This is a genomic window from Enterobacter chuandaensis (genome assembly GCF_003594915.1).
Classification (GTDB): Bacteria; Pseudomonadota; Gammaproteobacteria; order Enterobacterales; family Enterobacteriaceae; genus Enterobacter; species Enterobacter chuandaensis.
This window is the reverse complement of sequence record NZ_QZCS01000004.1, coordinates 191883-214480: the sequence shown is the minus strand read 5'-3', so window position 1 is coordinate 214480 and position 22598 is coordinate 191883. Positions and strand designations below refer to the sequence as shown.

General features: G+C 54.3%; 21 protein-coding genes. 14 read left to right on the top strand and 7 right to left on the bottom strand.

Going from position 1 to position 22598, the window contains the following annotated elements; genetic code table 11:
- Positions 1–46: 46 nt before the first annotated feature.
- The 6 genes from cscK (at position 47) to D5066_RS08595 (ending at position 8154) form a co-directional block, all read left to right on the top strand.
- Positions 47–937, top strand: coding sequence for a fructokinase (gene cscK, locus D5066_RS08620; protein ID WP_119915677.1), 891 nt, complete (start codon positions 47–49; stop codon positions 935–937).
- A gap of 172 nt (positions 938–1109) precedes the next feature.
- Complete coding sequence (locus tag D5066_RS08615; RefSeq protein ID WP_119915676.1) at positions 1110–2627, top strand: carbohydrate porin; 1518 nt, start codon at positions 1110–1112, stop codon at positions 2625–2627.
- Positions 2628–2692: 65 nt separating this feature from the next.
- Positions 2693–4063 carry a sucrose-specific PTS transporter subunit IIBC gene (locus tag D5066_RS08610; RefSeq protein ID WP_119915675.1) on the top strand — a complete coding sequence of 457 codons (1371 nt, stop codon included), beginning with the start codon at positions 2693–2695 and terminating at the stop codon, positions 4061–4063.
- The gene (locus D5066_RS08605) at positions 4063–5469 is read left to right on the top strand and encodes a sucrose-6-phosphate hydrolase (RefSeq protein ID WP_119915674.1); all 1407 of its coding nucleotides are present in this window, start codon (positions 4063–4065) and stop codon (positions 5467–5469) included. Before D5066_RS08610 ends, D5066_RS08605 begins: the two co-directional genes overlap by 1 nt.
- Before the next feature lie 28 nt (positions 5470–5497).
- Complete coding sequence (locus tag D5066_RS08600; protein ID WP_119915673.1) at positions 5498–6514, top strand: LacI family DNA-binding transcriptional regulator; 1017 nt, start codon at positions 5498–5500, stop codon at positions 6512–6514.
- 89 nt (positions 6515–6603) lie between these two features.
- Positions 6604–8154: a methyl-accepting chemotaxis protein gene (locus tag D5066_RS08595; protein ID WP_080329158.1), complete on the top strand. Its 1551-nt coding sequence runs from the start codon at positions 6604–6606 to the stop codon at positions 8152–8154.
- A 548-nt stretch (positions 8155–8702) separates the two neighbouring features.
- Here the strand turns inward: D5066_RS08595 and D5066_RS08590 are convergent.
- Complete coding sequence (locus D5066_RS08590) at positions 8703–10421, bottom strand: DUF262 domain-containing protein (RefSeq protein ID WP_119915672.1); 1719 nt, start codon at positions 10419–10421, stop codon at positions 8703–8705.
- 567 nt (positions 10422–10988) lie between these two features.
- On the opposite strand from D5066_RS08590, the gene D5066_RS08585 reads away from it, so the two are divergent.
- From D5066_RS08585 to dsbG, 6 genes are all read left to right on the top strand, one after another.
- Complete coding sequence (locus tag D5066_RS08585) at positions 10989–11408, top strand: HMG-box domain-containing protein (RefSeq protein WP_119915671.1); 420 nt, start codon at positions 10989–10991, stop codon at positions 11406–11408.
- Positions 11409–11413: 5 nt separating this feature from the next.
- Complete coding sequence (locus D5066_RS08580) at positions 11414–11974, top strand: RNA polymerase sigma factor (RefSeq protein WP_119915804.1); 561 nt, start codon at positions 11414–11416, stop codon at positions 11972–11974.
- An 87-nt stretch (positions 11975–12061) separates the two neighbouring features.
- The gene (locus D5066_RS08575; protein ID WP_080329150.1) at positions 12062–12430 is read left to right on the top strand and encodes a hypothetical protein; all 369 of its coding nucleotides are present in this window, start codon (positions 12062–12064) and stop codon (positions 12428–12430) included.
- A gap of 48 nt (positions 12431–12478) precedes the next feature.
- A complete protein-coding gene (locus D5066_RS08570) occupies positions 12479–14503 on the top strand; it encodes a protein-disulfide reductase DsbD family protein (protein WP_119915670.1) in 2025 nt (674 codons plus the stop codon).
- A gap of 6 nt (positions 14504–14509) precedes the next feature.
- Positions 14510–15121, top strand: coding sequence for a DsbA family protein (locus tag D5066_RS08565; protein WP_119915669.1), 612 nt, complete (start codon positions 14510–14512; stop codon positions 15119–15121).
- A gap of 41 nt (positions 15122–15162) precedes the next feature.
- A complete protein-coding gene (gene dsbG, locus D5066_RS08560) occupies positions 15163–15921 on the top strand; it encodes a thiol:disulfide interchange protein DsbG (protein WP_080329147.1) in 759 nt (252 codons plus the stop codon).
- Positions 15922–15961: 40 nt separating this feature from the next.
- Here the strand turns inward: dsbG and D5066_RS08555 are convergent, their stop codons facing one another.
- Both D5066_RS08555 and D5066_RS08550 read right to left on the bottom strand, forming a co-directional pair.
- On the bottom strand, positions 15962–17254 hold the full coding sequence (locus tag D5066_RS08555; protein ID WP_119915668.1) for a glycoside hydrolase family 10-like protein: 1293 nt from the start codon (positions 17252–17254) through the stop codon (positions 15962–15964).
- Positions 17255–17261: 7 nt separating this feature from the next.
- Positions 17262–17549: a VF530 family protein gene (locus D5066_RS08550; RefSeq protein ID WP_119915803.1), complete on the bottom strand. Its 288-nt coding sequence runs from the start codon at positions 17547–17549 to the stop codon at positions 17262–17264.
- Positions 17550–17712: 163 nt separating this feature from the next.
- Between D5066_RS08550 and D5066_RS08545 the strand changes: the two genes are divergently transcribed.
- Both D5066_RS08545 and D5066_RS08540 read left to right on the top strand, forming a co-directional pair.
- Positions 17713–18210 carry a hypothetical protein gene (locus D5066_RS08545; protein WP_119915667.1) on the top strand — a complete coding sequence of 166 codons (498 nt, stop codon included), beginning with the start codon at positions 17713–17715 and terminating at the stop codon, positions 18208–18210.
- A 28-nt stretch (positions 18211–18238) separates the two neighbouring features.
- Positions 18239–19159, top strand: a complete 921-nt coding sequence (locus D5066_RS08540; protein ID WP_119915666.1) for a hypothetical protein — start codon at positions 18239–18241, stop codon at positions 19157–19159.
- 16 nt (positions 19160–19175) lie between these two features.
- Here D5066_RS08540 and D5066_RS08535 read toward each other — a convergent pair whose 3' ends face one another.
- The 4 genes from D5066_RS08535 to D5066_RS08520 form a co-directional block, all read right to left on the bottom strand.
- The gene (locus tag D5066_RS08535) at positions 19176–20093 is read right to left on the bottom strand and encodes a LysR family transcriptional regulator (protein WP_119915665.1); all 918 of its coding nucleotides are present in this window, start codon (positions 20091–20093) and stop codon (positions 19176–19178) included.
- A gap of 1 nt (position 20094) precedes the next feature.
- A complete protein-coding gene (locus D5066_RS08530; RefSeq protein ID WP_119915664.1) occupies positions 20095–21081 on the bottom strand; it encodes an MBL fold metallo-hydrolase in 987 nt (328 codons plus the stop codon).
- A 137-nt stretch (positions 21082–21218) separates the two neighbouring features.
- Positions 21219–21968 (bottom strand): 5'-nucleotidase, lipoprotein e(P4) family, encoded by a 750-nt coding sequence (locus D5066_RS08525; protein ID WP_373274474.1) that lies wholly within the window; start codon positions 21966–21968, stop codon positions 21219–21221.
- Between the two features lie 85 nt (positions 21969–22053).
- Entirely contained in the window at positions 22054–22581 is a 528-nt protein-coding gene (locus D5066_RS08520) for a GNAT family N-acetyltransferase (protein WP_119915662.1), read from the bottom strand.
- Positions 22582–22598: the final 17 nt, after the last annotated feature.

The window sequence follows — 22598 nt, the reverse complement described above, 5'->3', positions numbered from 1 at the left end:
CTTAAATAGCTAAAACGGTTTAATATTGTTTAGCTGCGAGGATAACATGAAGAAAATTTGGGTACTGGGCGATGCGGTGGTGGATTTACTGCCTGATGGTGAAGGGCGATTACTGCAGTGCCCCGGCGGCGCACCGGCCAACGTGGCGGTGGGCATTGCCCGGCTGGGGGGCAAAAGCGCATTTATCGGCAGAGTTGGCGACGATCCCTTCGGGCGCTTTATGGCAAAAACGCTCGCTGACGAGCGGGTCGACGTGAAGCATATGCGCCTTGACCCGGCACACCGCACCTCGACGGTGGTGGTGGATCTGGACGACCACGGCGAACGCTCGTTTACCTTCATGGTGCGCCCGAGCGCCGATCTGTTTCTGGAACCCGCCGACCTGCCGACCTTCAGGGCGGGCGAGTGGCTTCACGTCTGTTCCATAGCGCTAAGCGCAGAGCCGAGCCGCTCGGCGACCTTTCAGGCGATGGACGCCATCCGGAAGGCGGGCGGTTATGTGAGCTTCGACCCCAATATTCGCCCGGATCTCTGGCCGGATGAGAACGCGCTGCGTCGCTGCCTGGAACAGGCTCTGCAAAGCGCCGACGTGGTCAAACTCTCCGTTGAGGAACTGGCATTTTTAACCGGCGATGCGGAGGTACAGGCAGGTCTGAACACGCTGATGCAGCGCTGTCCGGCGCGTCTGGTGCTGGTGACGCAGGGTAAAGAGGGCGTTATCGCCTGGCATCAGAGCGCGGTGAAACACTATCCTGCAACCCCTGTGAAATGCGTAGATACCACCGGCGCGGGCGATGCCTTCGTCTCCGGGCTGCTCTACGGGCTCGCCGCCGGTCAGGAACTGGTCCCGGCAATCGCCTTAGCCCAGCGCTGCGGCGCGTTAGCCACCACGGCAAAGGGGGCGATGACCGCGTTACCCTGGCAGCACGACCTGTAATCCTTCCCTCACTGGCCGCTATCCGGCGGCCTGAATTGTCGCCTCGATCACACTTACTAAAACGGTTTAGCAAAAAAGATTGCCGATCCAAAATTCACAGGTTTAGTATCAGCAACCTAAACCGGTTTAGCAATTTAGCACGTTCGATTAATACTTTTAGGGATGCGACAAAATGTATAAAAAACGCAGACTTGCCGTGATGATAGGCATGCTGGCCGGCAGTACCTCTGTTTTTGCCCAGACGGATATGACAAGTATCGAAGCGCGCCTTGCCGCGATGGAGCAGCGCCTTCAGGCTGCTGAAGCGCGTGCGCAGGTCGCTGAAAAACGCGCCACCGAAGCCGAACAAAAAACGCAGCAGCTGGTCGCCGCCCAGCAGCAGACGCAAACCACAACCCAGGCGGTGGCGCAGCGCACCACCGCGCTGGAGCAAAAAGCGGATCAAAGCAGCGGGTTTGAGTTCCACGGCTATGCCCGCTCCGGCCTGCTGATGAACGACGCGGCCTCCAGCAGCAAAAGCGGCCCGTACCTGACGCCAGCCGGGGAAACCGGCGGTGCGGTAGGGCGTCTGGGTAACGAAGCCGACACTTACGTCGAGCTGAACCTGGAGCACAAGCAAACTCTGGATAACGGGGCGACCACGCGCTTCAAGGCGATGCTGGCCGACGGTCAGCGAACCTATAACGACTGGTCCGCTGATACCAGCGATCTCAATATTCGCCAGGCCTTCGCGGAGCTGGGCAATCTGCCTGATTTTACCGGCGCGCTGAAGGGCAGCACCTTCTGGGCGGGTAAACGCTTTGACCGCGACAACTTTGACATTCACTGGCTGGATTCCGACGTGGTGTTCCTCGCCGGTACCGGCGGCGGCGTCTACGACGTGAAATGGAACGATTCGCTGCGCAGCAACTTCTCCATCTACGGCCGCAACTTCGGCAGCGTGGAACAGACCGACAATAACGTTCAGAACTATATCCTCAGCATGAACCACTTCGCCGGGCCGCTGCAGGTGATGGTCAGCGGCCTGCGGGCGAAAGATAACGACGACCGTAAAGACACCAACGGCGATCTCATCAAAACCGACGCGGCCAATAACGGCGTGCATGCGCTGATTGGGCTGCACAACGAGAGCTTCTACGGCCTGCGCGAAGGGAGTGCCAAAACGGCACTGCTGTACGGTCACGGCCTGGGGGCAGAAGTTAAGAGCATCGGTTCCGACGGGGCGCTGCTGTCTGAGGCCGATACCTGGCGCTTCGCAAGTTACGGTGTCACGCCTGTTGGCGGTGGCTGGAGTATCGCGCCTGCCGTGCTGGCGCAGAGCAGTAAAGATCGCTACGTCAAGGGCGATAGCTATGAGTGGGTGACGCTCAACACCCGCCTGATTAAAGAGGTGACCCAGAACTTCGCCCTGGCGTTTGAGGGAAGCTATCAGTACATGGATTTAAATCCGGAAGGCTATAAGGACCGCAACGCCGTCAACGGCAGTTTCTACAAGCTGACCTTTGCGCCGACGTTAAAAGCGAGCAAAATCGGCGATTTCTTCAGCCGCCCGGAGCTGCGCCTGTTCGCCACCTGGATGGACTGGAGCAGCAAACTGGATAATTACGCCAGCGATGATGCCTTTGGCAGCAGCGGCTTCAACGCCGGCGGGGAATGGAACTTTGGGGTCCAGATGGAAACCTGGTTTTAACCCATCACGCTCCCGCCCGCGGGGGCGTTTCGCACATCATAAAAAGAAGTCAGGCAGAGGTATCTATGGATGTTAATCAAATCGCCCGCGAGCTTATTCCGCTGCTCGGTGGCAAGGAAAATATCGCCAGCGCGGCGCACTGCGCTACGCGTCTTCGTCTGGTGCTGGTCGACGACGCGCTTGCCGATCAGCAGGCTATCGGCAAGGTCGAGGGCGTTAAAGGCTGTTTTCGTAACGCCGGGCAGATGCAGGTGATTTTCGGCACGGGCGTGGTGAATAAAGTCTACGCCGCGTTTATTCAGGCGGCGGGGATTAGCGAATCCAGTAAGTCGGAAGCCGCGGACCTGGCGGCGCGCAAGCTGAACCCGTTCCAGCGCATTGCGCGTCTGCTCTCCAACATCTTTGTCCCGATCATTCCCGCGATTGTGGCGTCCGGTCTGCTGATGGGCCTGCTCGGGATGGTGAAAACCTACGGCTGGGTCAATGCAGATAACGCGCTCTACATCATGCTGGATATGTGCAGCTCGGCAGCGTTTATCATTCTGCCAATCCTGATCGGCTTTACCGCCGCGCGGGAATTTGGGGGTAACCCGTATCTGGGCGCGACGCTGGGCGGCATTCTGACGCACCCGGCGCTGACCAACGCCTGGGGCGTGGCTTCCGGCTTCCACACCATGAACTTCTTCGGCCTTGAGATTGCGATGATTGGCTATCAGGGCACGGTATTCCCGGTGCTGCTGGCCGTCTGGTTTATGAGCATCGTCGAGAAGAACCTGCGCCGCGCGATCCCGGACGCCCTGGATCTGATTTTGACGCCGTTCCTCACCGTCGTTATCTCCGGCTTTATCGCCTTGCTGATTATCGGCCCGGCAGGGCGTGCGCTGGGCGACGGCATCTCCTTTATCCTGAGCACGCTGATCGCCCACGCGGGCTGGCTGGCTGGGCTACTGTTCGGCGGCCTGTACTCGGTGATTGTGATCACCGGTATTCACCACAGCTTCCACGCGATTGAAGCCGGGCTGCTGGGGAATCCGTCGATTGGCGTGAACTTCCTGCTGCCGATCTGGGCCATGGCGAACGTGGCGCAGGGCGGCGCCTGTCTGGCGGTGTGGTTTAAAACCAAAGATGCGAAAATCAAAGCCATTACCTTACCGTCGGCGTTTTCTGCGATGCTGGGCATCACCGAAGCGGCCATTTTTGGTATCAACCTGCGCTTCGTGAAGCCGTTTATCGCCGCGCTGATCGGCGGCGCAGCGGGCGGGGCCTGGGTGGTGTCAGTCCATGTGTATATGACCGCCGTGGGGCTGACCGCTATTCCGGGTATGGCTATCGTGCAGGCCAGCTCGCTCCTCAACTATATTATCGGCATGGTGATCGCCTTCGGCGTGGCGTTTACCGTCTCGCTGCTGCTGAAATATAAAACGGACTCTGAATAATGACGCAACTTTCCCGCTGGCCTGCGATCCTGCAGGCCGTTATGAAAGGGCAGCCGCGGGCGCTGGCGGATAGCCACTATCCGCAGTGGCACCCCGCGCCGGTGACGGGGCTGATGAACGACCCGAACGGGTTTATCTGGTTTGCTGGTCGCTATCACCTGTTCTATCAGTGGAACCCGCTGGCCTGCGAGCATCGTTTTAAATGCTGGGGGCACTGGAGCTCTGCGGACCTGGTGCACTGGCAGCATGAGCCGCTGGCGCTGATGCCCGACGAAGAGTATGACCGCAACGGCTGCTACTCCGGTAGCGCCGTGGATAACCAGGGCGTACTGACCCTGTGCTACACCGGCAACGTTAAGTTTGATGACGGCAGCCGCACCGCCTGGCAATGCCTGGCGGAGGAACAAGCGGATGGAACCTTTAAGAAGCTGGGTTCGGTGCTGGCGCTGCCGGAAGGTTACACTGGCCACGTACGCGACCCGAAGGTGTGGCAGCACGACGGGGAGTGGTACATGGTTCTCGGCGCGCAGGATGTGCAAAAGCGCGGCAAGGTGCTGCTGTTTAAATCAGCCGATTTGCACGCCTGGGCGTCCTGCGGGGAGATCGCTGGTCACGGTGTCAACGACCTGACGGATGCGGGATATATGTGGGAGTGTCCGGACCTGTTTGCCCTCGACGGCACGCACGTGCTGATCTGCTGCCCGCAGGGGCTGGCGCGCGAGCCGCATCGCTACCTCAACACCTATCCGGCCACCTGGATGAGCGGGGCGTTTGACTATGCCAGCGCCGCATTTGATCACGGCGAGCTTCACGAGCTGGACGCGGGCTTTGAGTTTTACGCTCCGCAAACCACGCAGGCGGAGGACGGTCGACGCATTCTTATCGGCTGGATGGGCGTACCGGATGGAGAAGAGATGCTTCAGCCGACGCGGGCGCACGGCTGGATGCACCAGATGACCTGCCCGCGTGAATTACGCTATCGCGATGGCAGGCTCTGGCAGACCCCGGCCCGCGAGCTGGCGGCGCTGCGTAAAGATGAGCAGCGCTGGCAGGGACGCGCCAGCGAGGCGCCAGACCTGGATGCGACGCGCCTGGAGTTTGAGCTGGGCGCATCGCACGCGAGCGTTGATTTTGCCGGCGCGCTGCGTCTCAGCGTCGATGAGCAGGGCATACGGCTTGAACGCGCGAGCCTGAAAACCGGTGAAACGTTGACCCGCTACTGGCAGGGCGACGTGACTCATTTACGCGTTCTGTGCGACCGCTCCAGCGTCGAAATTTTCATCAATCACGGCGAAGGGGTGATGAGCAGCCGCTATTTTCCTGACCATCCGGCCCGGGTGCGATTCGAAGGTGCGTCCGACATCACATTACGCTACTGGTCGCTGCGCGCCTGCATGATAGAATGAGGGTTTTGGCAGCCGGATCTAAGTCGTTGTGAGAAAAACAAAACGCGTCACCATTAAAGACATCGCGGAGCTGGCGGGTGTGTCAAAAGCCACCGCCAGTCTGGTCCTGAACGGGCGCAGCAAAGAGCTTCGCGTGGCGGAAGAGACGCGCGAACGCGTGCTGGCGATTGCCAAAGAGCACCACTATCAGCCCAGCATTCACGCCAGGTCGCTGCGCGACAACCGCAGCCACACTATTGGTCTTGTCGTTCCGGAAATCACCAACTACGGTTTCGCCGTCTTTTCTCACGAGCTGGAGACGCTGTGCCGCGAGGCGGGCGTTCAACTGCTGATCTCCTGCAGCGATGAAAACCCGGGGCAGGAGACGGTGGTGGTGAACAACATGGTGGCGCGTCAGGTGGACGGGCTGATTGTGGCCTCCAGCATGCTGAACGATGCGGACTACCTGAAGCTCAGCGAGCAGCTGCCCGTGGTGCTTTTTGACCGCCATATGAACGACAGCGCGCTGCCATTGGTGATCACCGACTCGATTACCCCGACAACGGCACTGGTAGCGGACATCGCGCGCCAGCATCCGGATGAATTTTACTTCCTCGGCGGCCAGCCGCGGCTTTCTCCGACGCGCGACCGTCTTGACGGGTTTAAGCAAGGCCTGCGTGAAGCCGGTGTGGAACTGCGCCCCGAGTGGATCATTCACGGCAACTATCACCCGAGCTCCGGCTACGAGATGTTTGCTGAACTTTGTGCGCGTCTGGGACGTCCGCCAAAAGCGCTTTTCACCGCCGCCTGTGGGCTTCTGGAAGGGGTGTTGCGCTATATGGGCCAGCACAACCTGTTGCAAAGCGATATCAGGTTAGCCAGCTTTGACGATCACTATCTGTATGATTCGCTGACGATCCCGGTGGATACCATTCGCCAGGACAACCGCCAGCTGGCGTGGCACTGCTTTGATCTGATTGGCAAACTGATCGAAGGGGAGACGCCGCAGCCATTGCAGCGCAAGCTGGATGCCACCCTGCAGCGGCGCTATAAGTCAGGGGTATAGCGTCGTCCGATCCATCAATAACTTTAATTAATTTAAGTTTTGGAAGCGCCGATAACCATAAGGAATAATTCTCCTTGAGGTATTGGTTTATGTCGTTGAAAAAGTCGTCCCTGATTGTCCTGTTCTCGCTGCTTTTCTTCTTTGTTGTCAGCATCGTTACCAGCGTTGGCCTCATCATTAAAAGTAATAACTCGCTGGATAACGTGAACAAAGAGATCCAGGTGGTGCTGTCGATTATTGACCCCATCAACCACAGCCGTACGCTGCGCGTGCGGGTGATGGAGTACGTGAAGATGGTGGAAGCGGGCAACGCGGCGGACGAGTCTGTAAAGCTAACCGCCGTGAAAGAGGCGCTGACCAAAGCGGACAATGCCTTTGCGGCGTTTATGGCTTCGCCGCGTCTGACGGATGAAGCGCCGCTGGTGAGTGCCTATCAGGACGCCTGGCAAAACTACCGCAATCAGGGGCTGGCGCCGCTGATCGATGCCGCTGCGGCGCACGATGTCGCCAAATTTAACGCCCTGATCCCGGAAGTTTCCCGTCTCGATCGGCAGTACGAAATCATTCTCGACCAGGTCCTATCCGTCCACCAGAAATACGCCAAAAGCCTGAACGAGGATGCACGCAGCAATTTCGTGTCCGGCCTGGTGATGATTGCCGTTATTGCCTGCCTGTTTGTGGTGGTGATCGTTGCTGTCAGCATCTTCATGAAGCGCTTCGTCTTTGCCCCGGTCAACCTGGCGCGCGAGCACTGCAGCCAGATTGCCGCAGGCAAGCTGGACATTCCGGTGCCGGTGAAGGGGAGTGCGCATAACGAAATCGACCACCTGATGGGCTCGATGGAGCAGATGCGTCAGGCACTGCTTGCCACCATCGCCCAGGTGCGCGATGCGAGTCATACCGTGACGCACGCGGCCCAGGAGATTGCCTCCGGGAATATCGACCTGGCTTCGCGTACCGAGCAGCAGGCTTCCGCGTTGACCCAGACGGCGGCGAGCATGGAAGAGCTGAGCGCGACGGTGGCGAATAATACCGATAATGTGTATCAGGCCGGAAAGCTGGTGCAGGACGCGGTGAACAATGCCCACACCGGTGAAGCGGTGACCCGCGAAGTCATCGACACGATGAACACCATTGCTGCGAACTCGAAGCGCATCGAAGACATTACCAGCGTGATCAACAGCATCGCCTTCCAGACCAACATACTGGCGCTGAACGCGGCGGTTGAAGCGGCGCGCGCCGGCACGCAGGGCCGCGGTTTTGCGGTGGTGGCCAGCGAAGTGCGAACTCTGGCGCAGAAAAGCGCGGTGGCGGCTAAGGACATCGAGAGCCTGATTGCGCAGTCGGTCTCCAGCGTCAAAAACGGTGCGGAGCTGGTGAACCGCTCGGGCGAAGTGATTGATTCGATTATTTCGTCGGTGAATAAGGTGAATACGCTGATGGAGCAAATCTCCGTCGCCTCTGAAGAACAGAGCCGCGGGATCAGTCAGGTCGGGCAGGCGGTGACCGAGATGGACGGCGTAACCCAGCAGAACGCCGCGCTGGTGCAGCAGTCTGCCGCGGCAGCGGCATCGCTGGAAGAGCAGGCGCAGCAGCTTTCACGGAGTATTTCGAGTTTTAGGTTGCCGGTGCAGGCTTGATTGATGGTGGGAGGCTCCTTGGGGGGCCTTTTTTGTGGCGGGTATAAAAGAAAAGGCATGCTACGCAACTCTTTTATTCTACTCTTTTTGTAGGTTTTATTCATAAGTCAAGACGGCGCTTAGATAGCATTAAAATATCCACTTTCACAGGCAATTATTTATCTAAGAAGTATTAGGTGTTGAGATTATATTCTGTTTCGTTGACGCGTCACAGGGTTATACAGGTTGCGAGTTTTTCTTTAGTAAATTAGAATGGGTTTTATAAATCATTAAATATAAGTGTTTCGGGGGCGTTGATGTAGTGAAAAATAACCGGGGTGTTATTTGGTAAAATATTTATTAAGTGTTATTGGTGCCGATAGTTTATATGGTTCTGACCTATCTTACGTCATGCTTGTTTTTGTATGTATAATCAAACTTGATGTTCGTCAGCAAAGTGGAATTAGGAGGGAATATATGGAAAAATCATTAGTGGCGTAGGGTTTTATAATTGATTGTGGCTTTGAAAGAACTTAAGGCAATGCCTGAGGGGGCTCAGGCATTTTTGTTTAAAATAACCTAGTGCCATTATAGAGTTGCTTTGCAATCATCTCGGTCCTTTGTTTTATTTCCTGCTCTCCCCACAAAGGACTCATTATATAAGTTTGGGTTAATGGATATCCGCTTTTGTTTAATATGCTATATTTTTCAGCGATGACGGAGTTTTTTAATATATTATTATTTGTTACCTCATCGATTAGCAATAGGTTACCAATGCTTCCAATTATATCGCCTGGAACTCCGGATTTAATGTTTGACTCTGGGATATAATGTTCAATAGTCAAAAGGTGATGGTTTATGTTAAGACAGGATATAGCATCACCCAACTGCTTCGATAGTATGTATTTAATTATATTTTTGTTTCTTGTTTTATTTGAAAGATAATTTAATTCAGCAAAGTTAACATAAAATTCATCAAAGCTAGGTAATTTAGAATCTAGGGATTTAAATAATGAATTTAGAATAGACTGTATTTGATCATGTGAACTCGTTGCGGTTAGGTTGATAGCATGTTCTGAATAAGTTGTGGCGATCACTCCAGATGAACGCTGTGATGTTATTGCATTGAATACAAAATGAAAATACTCTATTTTTTCAAGGGACGATTTAAGGACTTTTAGTGTTATCTTATTCTCTCTCCATGCGCGAGTAAGAGCAAGTGTCATTGATGATTGTTGTTTGACTTTGAATAAATTGAGATTCTCAAATATCGTTTTTATTTTTAACTCTTGTTTACTCCATTCAACACTATTAGGATAAGTTATTTGTTTATAATAATCGGCTGTTTTTATTATGGTATTCAAAAGGTTTTCGGCTTTCTGATTATCATCTCCTAGCGTTGATTTTATCTCCGGGAAGAGCTTCTTATCAGTGATGTATTTATGCTCCGACAACCAATAATGAAGAAGGTAATTATCTAACGTTTGCTCACCTGAATCATTATCGAATTTAGATACAAGATTATTCCATGAGATTTTTGCAGCATCAAATCGCGAATTGTTTGATCTTAATTTTTTAAGGAAAAGGTTTTTCACTAGATCTGATGTTTTTAAATCACGACCACGGGCATTAAGAGTTTCAAATATTAAATAGGCATCATCTTCATTATCAAGTTGAATAAACACCAACTTGAGTGCAAGTATTTTATCTCTGATGTCTTTTAGTTTTTGAATAGGACTATCTTTAACATCATTGAAAAGTTCTATTTGTTTATTATCATAAGATGTTATCTGTGGAATTAATGAGGTTAATTTGTTTTTTATCAAGTTGTATGCATTTTGGAGATTGCTTTCTTCTACCCCAATTTCATCTTTGATAATGTTCTTTTTGTATGATTGAATAACTCCTTGTAGAAAAGGGAGTGATGTTTCGGAATTTAAAATAAACTCATCTTCATTATCGACGTTTGCTTTTTCTATGTATTTATGTATTCCTCTTGCGAGGTTGTCTTGCTTTAATGTAAGAAATGCATCTCTAATTACAGATAAAATTATTGTTATGGTAGTTAAACGTTGTTGCCCATCAACAATGCCAAAATAAGGCTTTACGGATTGAAATACAACCATGGAACCAATGAAATAATTTTCATCATTATTTTTAGTTATATCTTCCCAGAAATTTTCTACTTCATCCTTCTCCCAGGAGTAGGGCCTTTGGAATCTGGGAATTTTGAAATATCCTGATGAAAAGATATCTTGTATCTCTTTATCATTAGCTTCAATTTTCATTGGTTTTCCTTTTCAATTTTATGAGGTTGTATACTAAAACATATCTCTTAATGGAGATAATATCAATAACTTACGTCCCGTTATTGAGCGAAACTCCAGCGAGACTCTATGGCGGTTGTTGAAACTCTAGTAACAAAAATCCAACGTTAGTTAGGTTAACAAACTATTCATTTAGGATCCTTGATGTTTATGTCAGACTAATACCACCTGTTAAAAATAATATAGACCACTGAAACAGCCACCATCCAGATGGAGCTCAGGATTGCGGCGTAATCCGGAACATAGCGTACAAACAGATATATACACGCAACAATTAATGCCGCGGGAATGAGATAAAAGAACGACTTTAAGAACCAAACAAGAATCCGTTTCATCTGAACTCTCCATCATTGGATGTATCACCTAGCGTAGTTATAAAAATTTGAAATATCAAGGAATTGCAGCCATTGCTTAAGAACGCTACCGGTCGTGAGCAAAAAATTTATATTCACCCCAGCAATATTTCCCCCCCTCATCCGTCTACCTCATCACAAGCCATAATCAGTTACTGTAAACGAGGTAAACACCATGAGAGATTTTGAAATGCACGGCAGAGGGCACGGGCGCGGATTCGGTCGCCACCGCATGGGCAAAGGTTTAATCATCGGCGCGGTGATTTTCATCGTACTCGGCCTGCTGGTGATGTCCCTTTGGAACGCCTTGCTCCCGGCGATCCTCGGCGTGAAGGCCATCGGGTTCTGGCAGGCATTAGGAATCCTGGTGCTGAGCCGCATTTTGTTTGGCGGGCTGGGTTTCCGCCCGGGGATGTTTGGCGCGCACCGCCGGATGCACGAGCGCTGGATGAACATGACGCCAGAACAGCGCGAGGCGTTTATTCAGCAGCGCCGCGAAGGATTTGGTCGCTACGGGCGCGGGCACTGCGGCTGGCACGGCCATCGTGACGATAAGCGCGATGACGCCGCGCCAAAAACGCCGGAAGCAGAGTGAGCGAGATGAAAGCTGGTGAGGCGGGCGGTTCCATGCTGATGTCGGCGCTCAGTGCCTGCCGCGCCCGGCTGAAAGCCTTCATTCGCGGACGGACGTCCGTTCGCGATGATGCCGACGACATTTTGCAGGAAGTGACCTATCAGCTGATGAAAGTGGAGCAGCCGGTTGAAAACGTCGCGGCCTGGCTGTTCCGCGCGGCGCGTAACGAGATGACCGACCGGGCGCGTAAAAAGCGCGAGGTGTCGTTCTCCGGCTATTTTACGGGCGAAGACGAAGAGGGGTTCCCCGAAGACGAGCTGGCCGAAACCCTGTTCGGCGTACCGCAAACGCCGGAGGAGGAGTATCTCAAAACGCTGCTGTGGGAAGAGCTGGGGCAGGCGCTGTCAGAACTCCCGCCGCCGCAGCGCGAGGTGTTTGAAAAGACCGAGCTGCACGGCTACAGCATTAAAAAGCTGGCAGAGGAGACGGGGGCCAGCGAGCAGGCGCTGTTATCCCGCAAGCACAAGGCGGTGCTGTTTCTGCGCACGCGGCTGCGGGATATCTACGACGCGCTGACGGGTGAATAGCGGCGACAGACAAAACCTTACACTCCGGACACTTGTAGATTCATCACTATCGTTTATGATCGGGGCGTCTTGTTATTCTGGAATATTATGCGCAACCGTCAGCTCCTCGGAAAATGGCTTTTGATCATCACCTGTCTCGCGATGGCGCTTTGCCTCGTGCAGCGTGCGGTGTATCTCAACCATTTTTTACAGGGACTGGATCCGCAGATTTCACTGAGTGCAGATGCCCCAACGCAAAGCAATACTGAGCAGTCCGGGCCATCGCCCTGCCAGCTAGGCGCCCAGTCGCTTCTTTGTGCCCAGCCGCTGTTCTTCGACGGCGCGCTGCCGGCCATCATTATCTTCTTCGCGCTGTTACAGCTGCTGACGCAAGGGCGGGCATTTGCTCCCGCGGAACAGCCCGTTCAGGCACCGCCTCCCCGAATACACCTTAAAAACTGCGTTTTCCGTGAATGAAAATCATCGTCTTAACACGATAATTTTTCACTGTTCACGGAGTAAAACATGGTTAACCTCTTCAGGGGATTCGTCTTCCTGTGGCTGGCCTGCATCGGCATTGTCCATGCGGCAGACACCGGCTGGCTGGTCTCCCCACAAAACGATCACGCCCGCATCCGCTTCCAGGCGGAAAGGGAGCAAACGCACATTAAAGGCCTGCTCACCGTTGAGCTAAAGCCCGGCTGGAAAACCTACTGGCGATCGCCGGGCGAGGGCGGCGTGGCCCCGAAAATCAGCTGGCCGGAAGGCGTAACGGACAGCTGGTCCTGGCCGGTGCCGTCGCGCTTCGATATCTCCGGCATGACCACGCAGGGGTATCACGACAAGGTCACGATCCCGATCGTTCTCGACGGGGTGAAGAGCGACACGCTGGGCGGGACGCTCACGCTCTCCACGTGCAGTAACGTTTGCCTGCTGACGGACTACCCGCTGCATCTCGATTTTAACCAGCCGGTGGATGAGGGCTTCCAGGCCGCCTTCCAGCAAGCGATGCGCGCCGTTCCGGGCACGTCGGGCGTATCCACGGATCTGTCCGCCTGGCTCTCTGACGACAAGCTGGTGATTACCGGCACCACGGACGGGAAGTGGGATAATCCGGGGATCTACTTTGACCCGCTGGAGGGTGACATTCTTCCCGGTGAGCCGATCGTTAGACACGACGGCAATACGCTTCGGGTGACGGTACCCGTGACCGACGAATGGGGCGATAAACCCGCCTCGCTGGAAGGCAAGAAGCTGTCGTTTGTGCTGACCAATGGCGGTAACGCGCAGCAAACCACTATGACCGTTGGGGCTGCCCCCGCAGAGCCTTCCGCACCGGGCGGAACGGGCAAAATGGTGCTTTTTGCCCTGCTGGGCGGGCTGATCCTGAACCTGATGCCCTGCGTGCTGCCGGTAATGGGCATGAAGCTTAACAGCATCCTGCAGGCGGGATCGGACAGGCGCGCCATCAGGCTGCGCTTCCTGGCCACCAGCGCCGGGATCATCACCTCCTTTATGCTGCTGGCCGCGATGGTGACCGCGCTTAAGCTGACCGGAGCGTCGCTGGGGTGGGGCATTCAGTTCCAGAACCCGTGGTTTATCGGCCTGATGGTTGCCGTGACCTTCCTGTTTGCGCTGAACCTGTTCGGGGCGTTTGAGATGCTTCTGCCATCTGCCGCCGCCGGTCGGCTGGCGACGGCAGGGGGCGCGGGGCCTGGCGGCAGCTTCTGTGAAGGGATGTTCGCCACGCTGCTGGCCACGCCGTGCTCCGCGCCGTTCCTCGGTACGGCGGTTGCCTTTGCGCTTGGCGCGCCGCTGTACTCTTTGTGGCTTATCTTCCTGATGCTCGGCGTGGGCATGAGCCTGCCGTGGCTGTTTGTTGCCCTGGTACCGAAAACGGCCATGCTGCTGCCGAAACCGGGCCGCTGGATGAACACGCTAAAAATCATCCTGGGTCTGATGATGCTGGTTTCCAGCCTCTGGCTGGTGACGCTACTGAGCGTGCATCTGGGTGAAGCGGCCAGCCAGATCGTGATGCTGGTGCTGATCGTTATCGCGCTGGCGCTGTTCACGAAGAAGGGGCAAACCTCCTCGCCGTTGTTCTGGGTCGTGGTCATCGCGCTGTCGGTGTCTGGCGGGTATCAGCTGCGCGGGTTGCTCAACTCACACTCTGACGCCACCACGCAAAGCGTGGCACAGACCATCCCGTGGCAGCCGTTGAGCGAGGAAGCCATCCAGCAGGCGCTGGCGCAGGGGAAACGGGTGTTTGTGGATATTTCGGCAGACTGGTGCGTGACCTGCAAAGTTAACGAGCACCGGGTACTGCGTCAGCCGGACGTTATTGCCGCGCTGAGCCAGCCGGACGTGGTGGCCCTGCGCGGAGACTGGAGCCAGCCCTCCGCGTTTATTGCGGACTTTCTGGCGAAGCGAAATCGTTACGCCATTCCGTTTAACGCGATCTATGGCCCCGGCACGCCTGACGGAGAGATCCTCTCGCCGCTGCTGGACAAGCACACTCTGGTCACCACCCTGAATAACGCAAAAGGCTAATGCATCATGAAAAAATTCTTTATTACGCTTATGCTCCTGCTGGCCTCGGTTCAGGTGATGGCAGCCCAGCCGCTGACGCCGGACCAGGAGCAGCGTGCGCAGAAGATGATCGCGGATTTCCTGTTTAACGATCCGAACTCCCCGCGCATCGGCGCGAAAAATCCAAAGCTCACCCTGGTGGTGTTTACCGACTACAACTGCCCGTACTGTAAGAAATTCGATCCGTACCTGGAGAAGATCGTCGAAAAACACCCGGATGTGGCGGTGGTCTTTAAGTTTTTGCCTTTCCGCTCGGAAAGTTCGCTGACCGCCGCGCGTGATGCGTTAACGCTCTGGCGTAAAGATCCCGGGCAGTTTATGAAACTGAACCATACCCTGATGGCCAAAAAGGGATACCACGATGACGCCAGCATTCAGGAGGCGCAGAAGCGGGCAGGTGTCAGCATCACGACGCCGGATGAGGAGAGCATGATAACGATTAAGCGCAGCCTGATCGTCGCAGAAAAAATGGGAATTCAGGGCACGCCCGCCACGCTTATCGGCGAAGGGCTGTTGCCCGGCTGGGTGCCTTTTGAAGAGTTCGACGAAATTGTCAGTGACGCACTGAAAAACCGCTAACCTGAAGGGGGCGGAATGCCCCCGACAAACCGGAGAGGGAAATGAAAAAATTACTGTTACTTTCGGCGCTGGCGACCTCAGGGCTGGCCCAGGCCGCTGAGGCCATACCGGATGTGGTGAAGCAGTTCAGCGAGCAGCAGCAGATCAAAATTATTAAGAAACTGGATGCTCCCGGCGGCGCACCGGCCTGGCTGGGGCAATATCAGGACATGGGCGTGACGCTTTTTTTAACGCCGGACGGCAAGCACGTTATTTCGGGCTATCTGTACGATGACAAAGGAAAAAACCTCAGCGAAGGCTATTTCCAGAAAGAGATCTACGCTCCGATGGGTCGCGAGATGTGGAAGAACCTTAATGCGGCGCATCCCCTGAAGGAAGGGGCCGATAACGCCCCGCGTAAGGTCTTCGTCTTCGCCGATCCGTTCTGCCCGTACTGCAAGCAGTTCTGGTCCGAAGCGCAGCCGTGGGTGAAGGCGGGCAAGGTGCAGCTCAACACGCTGCTGGTGGCGTTTCTTAACCCCAACAGCGGGCGCAACGCCTCCGCGATCCTGAATGCGAAAGATCCGGTTTCGGCCTGGCGCGAATACGAGCTTTCCGGTGGGAAAAAATTGCCGAAGCCTGAAGGGGACGCTTCCCGCGAAACGGTCGAGATCCTGCAGAAACATCAGGCGCTGATGGACAGCCTGGGCGCTAACGCCACGCCGGCTATTTACTATCTGAACGCGGAAAACGAGCTGCAGCAGGTGGTTGGTATGCCGGACGCGCAGCAGCTTGAGGCGATGTTCGGGCCGAAGCCGTAAAAAATCGGGCAGAAACGGGGCGTTTCTGCCCGAGCTTCACTCAGCTACCCCAGCGTCCTTTCAGGTAGTTCACCGCCTGCTGGGTCTGCGGCTGGTTGAGATAATCTTCCCGGAACAGGATGGTGCCGTTCACGTTGGGCAGCGAATCGTTAAGATCGAGCTGTTTTTTCAGCTCCGGCACGCCGCCCTGTACCGTCCAGTCCGGCTCATTTTTCGACGGCTCCCCCACCTTGTAGAAGGCAATGCCGATATACAGGCGCGTGTGGGTCGGCTTGACGACGTCGGCCCACCACCTGGTCAGCACGTCATAGCGCGCCGCATCACGGGCGAATGGCCAGTATATCTGCGGGGCAATGTAGTCCAGCAAGCCCTGCTGCACCCACTGACGCGTATCGGCGTAGGATTCATCGTAGGCCGCGGCGCCGCGGGTATCCGAACCCGCCGGGTCAAAGGAGCGGTTTCGCCACACGCCCGCCGGGCTGACGCCAAACTCTACGCCGGGCTTCGTCTGTTTCACTGCGCGGGACACCTGCACGATCAGTTGCTGCGTGTTGTGTCTGCGCCAGTCGGCCTTTGAGGCAAATCCCTGGCCGTACTGCCGCCAGGTTTGCGCGTCATTGAGCGCGGATCCTGGCGATTCGGTATAGAAGTAGTCATCGAACTGCACGCCGTCTACCGGGTAGTTTGCCACCACTTCGGTCACCACTTTGGTTATCCAGTCGCGCACGTCCGGAATGCCCGGGTCGAGAACAAAACGATCGCCGGAGACGCGCACCCATTCCGGATGCTGGACATAAACGCTGGACGGGGAAAGATATGCGGTCCGGTTCAGGGCGGCGATGGTTGACGGCTTCGTATTGGTTGACACGCGGTACGGGTTGAACCAGGCATGGACCTTCATGCCGCGCTTGTGCGCTTCATCCAGCATAAACTGCAGCGGATCGTAACCCGGATATTCGCCGATGGTGCCCGTCAGCATATCCGACCACGGTAGAATTTTTGATGACCACAACGCGGTGCTGTCCGGCTTCACCTGGAAAAATACGGTGTTAATGCCGAGGCGCTTGAGGTTGTCGAGCTTGCTGGTCAGCGCCTGTTTCTGCATCGCGATGCGCTGGTCGGCGCTGCGGCCATTCACCGAGGCCACCGGGGGCCAGTCAAGGCGAGAGACGGTCGCCAGCCAGATCCCGCGCATCGGCTCGTTTGCCTGCGGCGTCGGCTTGCTCGCGTTGGGAAGAGGGGTAACCAATGATTTAGGTGGTTTTGAGGAGCAGCTTACAAGTAAAAGCGCGCAGGCACCCAGCGCACCGATCCGTTTTACGTGTCGCGTCATTTGCGTATTAGCTCTTAAGAATCCGACTGTTAGCCCAGGGATTAAAGGCGGGCGCCGCCTGCTCTGTATTTACCTCATCGATGAGGGAATCCAGATACATGGCTTCAACTTCCGCACGCGCCCACGGGGTGCGGCGCAGAAACTTCAGGCTCGATTTAACGCTGGGATCTTTTCTGAAACAGTTAATTTTGATGCGGTCGCCCAACTCGCTCCAGCCGTATCGCGCCACCAGGGCGTTGACCATCATCTCCAGCGTTACGCCATGTAAAGGGTCTTTGGAAATGTGTGCAGTCATAGGCATCGAAGGTCTCAGTTTTAGTGGGGTGAGTTTACCGGTGAAAGGGTACAAGAAAGCAGGGGAAGCGGCAACAAACCTACCTTATTTGAGCGTCATGAATTTTATCCAGAACGGTATAATAACGCTGGCTCAATAACCTACAATTTGTGTTCAGGGATAAATGATTATGAATGAAAATGGGAACGTCTTTACCTGGCTTGAGGTTTCGGCACAGTTAGTGAGTGAAAGGAATCAAAAAAAAGCAAACATTGATGCGCAGAGATTAAGTAATAAGAATAAAAGGATCCCTTACCCGTCATACGAAGAAACCTGCATTATTTATTCCAAACCTAAGAGCATGGAAAAACCGCAGGAAAGATTTATAGCTGAAACGTCATTGCTTGCGACTCCCGGTGCACTGGAATGTGGATATTCACAGTGTATAGACTGGACGGCTGATGGCATTTTAGATGAGAATATTTACAAATGGATTGGCTGGTATGCACGCAACAGATTAAGACTTGCCGGAACATGCGTTGAAATAAGTCAGGGCAAGGCATTCAAAATGCGAGATTTTTATCAGTGCATTGAGTCCTCAGAAAAAGCGACCATATCCTTTATCCTCGGTGGTTTTTTTTTGCTATCAATCGGCAACTTACTGGCTGACGTCCAGACATGAGCAGATCGCACATTTTATTCACGCAGGGTTGATTAAGAAAGCTTCTTTAAAGTTTTACCCGGATAAGGAGAAGCGAAAAACGCCGGATTATCTTATTGAAACGCGCAAGGGTAAATGGCATGTTTTTGAGAGTAAAGGTGGAGGACATGCCTCTCGATGGCAAAGGATAGAAGAGGCAGTCAAACAATTAAAAAGTGTTACCCATGTTGTCCGTAAAGCAGGCACACCTGAAAAGATCCTGACCTTTGTCTGTACTCATGCCTCGATCGATGCAGACAAGGATATTACCATCGACGTTGTTGATCCTGTCCCGGACCATGCACAGCCCCTTATTATCAATCCCGACGTTTGCACTCTTCTCTCAAAACTCACGTTAATCAGTCTTTACGATACCCTGTCCGCTATTGAAACAAGCCGTAAACACGAGATAGAAGGAATGGATGAATGGGTATTTGTCCACGCGCCAGAATATGACGACGTTCAGTTTGGTATTCCCAAAACATACCTGAAGTTCAAGGATGAAATAAAATCCAGCCTTGGGATTTATCTTGCGCTGAAAGAGGTGATTGATCTTAAGCTTGTTGAGAATAACGAGGCAGGTTATTTCAAAGAGGGTCTGGTAAAACTCGCTGAGTTATTTCCTTCCCGAACAGAACTACGCAATGTTATTAAGAGAGTAAAACCTACGCTGGAACAGTACAGGAAAATAACTGAAAATAATTATGGCCATTTTTTAAAAAGCCTGGCGGACTCCCTCGCGCTTAAGCCCCTGGCGGAAATCATTCTCCTGGAAGAATACCTGTTAGCCGACACATTACCGGAATCAATAAAGAGACACCGTTCGCCATGGGGCGGACTGACGCGTACCGCGCCACTGCCGGGTTATGATGATCCCTGGGCTACGCCGAAAAGTAAGTCTCCAAACAGACCAAAGAAACCCCGCCTGTAACGATGGGTCGTAAAAGTCACGATCGCTCCTGACGTCCGGCGGCCTGCAGCAGTTGCTCACGCAGCCAGACGCTCGCCGGATCCTGACCGTTTTTCGGGTGCCAGTACATATAAAGGATAATCGGCTGGAGCGGCAGCGGCGGCGGGAATATATCCAGCGTCGCCGCAAACTGTCGCAGCATCCGTCCCGGCAGGGTGCATACCAGGTCGGTGCTGGCGACCAGCGGAGGCGCCATAGCGTAACTCTGAGTAGACATCACCACATTACGTTGATGGCCGAGTCCGGCCAGGGTTTGATCGACAAAGCCGGTAAACGGATCGCCTTCCGATGACACCACCAGATGAGCAAGGGCGCAGTAGCTTTCCAGATCCAGCGGACCTGTCCCGCGCGGGTGTTCTTTACGCTGGGCGGTGGCAAACGCGTCGTCGAGCAGTTTGCGCCTGACCCAGCCGTCATGCGCCCCCGCGCTTACGCCGATGTAAATATCTACGTCACCGTATTCCAGCTGTTGCGGCAGTTTGGCCATATCAGGCAGGGCGAAGCGCAGACGTATCCCCGGCGCATCGGTGCTTATCTGGTTCAGCAATTCGCTGCCCAGCATCAGCGCCGGGTTTTCATGTAGCGCGATAACAAAGGTCCGGGTGCTGGTCTTCGCATCAAACGCGGTGGGAGCAAACATCGCGCTGATGCCGCGTAAAACGCTTTCAACCTGCGGCTTCAGCGCCTCCGCTCTCGGGGTGGGTAACACCCCGCGTCCATGTGGGGAGGGGATAAACAGCGGTTCGCCAAAGAGCGTGCGCAGACGCGCCAGGCGGGCGGACAGCGCGGGCTGGCTGATGCCCAGTCGCGTGGCCGCATGAGTGATGTTCCTGTCCTGAAGCAGAGCGTCCAGCGTCAGAAGCAGGTCTATGTCCATCTCAGAAACGGGCACCATTTTATTTCGCGCTGCTGGCGTCCCGGTTGGTATAGGTGACGGGGACCCAGGCATAGCCGCCTTTCTCTCCTTTCGTCACATAGCCGATGCCCGGGAAAGGCAGATGCGGCGCGGCAACCAGGTCTTTGTTTTTCACAAAGTCCGCAAACGCATGTTCGCGCACGCTTGCCGCTTTGTTCTGATCTTCATCGTAGGTAATGGTCACGTCAGGGTGCGGGAACTGAACCGCCGCGGCATGAATGATGTCGCCGATAAAGGTGATCTTCTCGCCTTTGCTCGTCAGCGTATAGAAGGCTGAACCCGGCGTATGGCCAGGATGAACCGTGCCGGTAATGCCCGGAAGAAGCTCTGATGTGCCGCTAAAAGGCGTTACTTTACCGGCATCAAGGTAAGGCTCTAAGGTCTTCTGAGCGATGTCAAAGTAGTTCTTGCCGTAGCCGGTTTTTTTCTGATTTTCATCGTTAAAGAAAAAGTCGACGTCCGGCTTGCCGAGGTAAACGCGCGCGTTGCTGAACACCACCTTGCCGTCTTTCACCAGGCCGCCTGCATGATCGGAGTGGGCGTGGGTCAGCAGGACTTCAGTGATGTCCTCGGGTTTAATCCCCTGGGTGGCGAGGCTCTCAATCAGACGTCCGCCGTTGCCGGGGCCAAAGAGCTGGCCTGAGCCCGTATCTACAAGAATTTTATGTCCGGGCATCGCAATCAGGAACGCGTTGATGGACACCTCAGGCGGGTTGGTCTGAAAATTTTTCGCGAGCAGCGCATCAATTTTTTGCGGCGTTGTCCGGCGCAGCAGTTTATGTAGATCCTGCGCGACGGTCCCGTCCGTAAACGAGGTGACCAGAACGTCGCCGACCTGAACGCTGTATCCACCCGCCGGTTGTTTAACGACGTGCTGCGGCGTCTCTGCCGATGCCTGCAGCGCAGGGTAGAAAAGCAATGAGCTGGAAATCAACGTGGACAGGGCAAGTTTTTTCACGGTAAGCATACGAGTCTCCTTTGAAAGCGCTCATCTTACTTCTTCGTAAAATTATAAGAACCTGCCCGGAAATGATAGGACCTATAAACGGGATAAATAGCAAAGCGCAAAAGCCGGGGAGGTAACCTTTCCCGGCTCATAAAACGTTATTTTTTCAGCGGCGCGCTCCAGCTGTCCGGGGTGGCTTTCGACCAGGAGCCATAAGCGGCATTAGGCAGCACAATCCAGTCGTTACCGAAGTGTTCGGCGCTGGCCTCAACCAGCTCACGCTGCTGCTCGCTCGGCTTTTTGTTTTTAAACTGCACGGCGAAATCCGGCAGGCTGTCGCCAAACAGCATCACGATCTGCTGCTTTTTGAGGATGCTCTGGCGACGCTCTTCCTTGCTGACCGTATCCAGAAGCACGCTTTCATCGGACACCTGCGGAAGTCCCAGGGCTGTTAACGTTCTGAGCGTATCGGCTTTATTTTCCTGCATGCGGTCCGAGACATAATAGATACGGACCTTGCTTTGATTCACATGGTCAAGAAACGCCTTCGCACCAGGAATTAAGCCAGGTTTTCCCTGTTTTTCCCAGTCGCTCCAGGTGTCCCATTTTGTAAAGTCGTGACACTGCTCCGTATCGCGCACCAGCAGAGGGGTGTTATCCAGTACCGTTTCATCCAGATCCATTACCACGGCGTAATTTTCAGGCGTTTTCAGATCTTTTAACTTTTCGTTGAAACGCTCGGTGGCAAACCGATACGTCTGCAGCTGAAGAGCCATGATCTCTGCTGATTTCTGCTGATAGCGCAGCGCCATTTCGTACGCTTTGGGTTCACACAGGTCGCCCCCGGCGGCCGTCGCCGTTGCCGTTGCACTCAAAACAGGTAATGCCAGCAGTAATGCCTTAGCCATTGAATTCACACTTCTTTCCTTTACACCGTGGTTAAAATTCCGAAAGCGTAATGAAATTCAATGACAGAAATATGAAGGCGCGTTGCTAAACCAGCATGTAATACCAGAACAGGGCGACCTCGTCTTTTTCCGGTAAGGCGTTGTAGAGATAGCGATCGTATCCGCCCAGGGTAAACCCGTAATGGCGATAAAACAGACAGGCAGAGACGTTCACATTTTGTGTTTCAAGCCGTAGTCCCGGCGCGTTTACGCTTCGGGCCCAGACGTGCGCGGCGGCCATCAGTTTTTGCGCGGCGCCGGTTCGGCGTTTCGTGCGCTCCACGGCGATGTAGTCCACCGAAATAAACTTATTCCAGCCGATTGACGCGGTAATAAATCCCGCTATTTCACCGTCATCCGTTTCGGCGACAAGAAAGATGGCGTCCGGATTAACGCAGTGGTTTTCAAGGGTTTGGATATCGAGCTCGTAGGTTTTAATCCAGGGCTCGGCAACGGTTTCAATATGCAAATCACCGTGGATAAAAGGCTCTCTGGCGATGCGGCTAATGGTGAAAGAAAAGTCACAGCATTCAAGGCGTGGGAGATCGGTATTTAATCCTTTTCGAATCTGCATAGTATTCCCGGTAGTGA

Bases quoted from the DNA above. Each gene is read 5' to 3' on its own strand.
- D5066_RS08610 (WP_119915675.1), top strand. From the start codon at position 2,693: ATGGATGTTAATCAAATCGCCCGCGAGCTTATTCCGCTGCTCGGTGGC.
- cscK (WP_119915677.1), top strand. From the start codon at position 47: ATGAAGAAAATTTGGGTACTGGGCGATGCGGTGGTGGATTTACTGCCT.
- D5066_RS08605 (WP_119915674.1), top strand. From the start codon at position 4,063: ATGACGCAACTTTCCCGCTGGCCTGCGATCCTGCAGGCCGTTATGAAA.
- D5066_RS08545 (WP_119915667.1), top strand. From the start codon at position 17,713: ATGATTATGAATGAAAATGGGAACGTCTTTACCTGGCTTGAGGTTTCG.
- D5066_RS08595 (WP_080329158.1), top strand. From the start codon at position 6,604: ATGTCGTTGAAAAAGTCGTCCCTGATTGTCCTGTTCTCGCTGCTTTTC.
- D5066_RS08520 (WP_119915662.1), bottom strand. From the start codon at position 22,581: ATGCAGATTCGAAAAGGATTAAATACCGATCTCCCACGCCTTGAATGC.
- D5066_RS08590 (WP_119915672.1), bottom strand. From the start codon at position 10,421: ATGAAAATTGAAGCTAATGATAAAGAGATACAAGATATCTTTTCATCA.
- D5066_RS08550 (WP_119915803.1), bottom strand. From the start codon at position 17,549: ATGACTGCACACATTTCCAAAGACCCTTTACATGGCGTAACGCTGGAG.
- dsbG (WP_080329147.1), top strand. From the start codon at position 15,163: ATGAAAAAATTACTGTTACTTTCGGCGCTGGCGACCTCAGGGCTGGCC.
- D5066_RS08530 (WP_119915664.1), bottom strand. From the start codon at position 21,081: ATGCTTACCGTGAAAAAACTTGCCCTGTCCACGTTGATTTCCAGCTCA.
- D5066_RS08585 (WP_119915671.1), top strand. From the start codon at position 10,989: ATGAGAGATTTTGAAATGCACGGCAGAGGGCACGGGCGCGGATTCGGT.
- D5066_RS08555 (WP_119915668.1), bottom strand. From the start codon at position 17,254: ATGACGCGACACGTAAAACGGATCGGTGCGCTGGGTGCCTGCGCGCTT.
- D5066_RS08575 (WP_080329150.1), top strand. From the start codon at position 12,062: ATGCGCAACCGTCAGCTCCTCGGAAAATGGCTTTTGATCATCACCTGT.
- D5066_RS08525 (WP_373274474.1), bottom strand. From the start codon at position 21,968: ATGGCTAAGGCATTACTGCTGGCATTACCTGTTTTGAGTGCAACGGCA.
- D5066_RS08565 (WP_119915669.1), top strand. From the start codon at position 14,510: ATGAAAAAATTCTTTATTACGCTTATGCTCCTGCTGGCCTCGGTTCAG.
- D5066_RS08570 (WP_119915670.1), top strand. From the start codon at position 12,479: ATGGTTAACCTCTTCAGGGGATTCGTCTTCCTGTGGCTGGCCTGCATC.
- D5066_RS08615 (WP_119915676.1), top strand. From the start codon at position 1,110: ATGTATAAAAAACGCAGACTTGCCGTGATGATAGGCATGCTGGCCGGC.
- D5066_RS08535 (WP_119915665.1), bottom strand. From the start codon at position 20,093: ATGGTGCCCGTTTCTGAGATGGACATAGACCTGCTTCTGACGCTGGAC.
- D5066_RS08580 (WP_119915804.1), top strand. From the start codon at position 11,414: ATGAAAGCTGGTGAGGCGGGCGGTTCCATGCTGATGTCGGCGCTCAGT.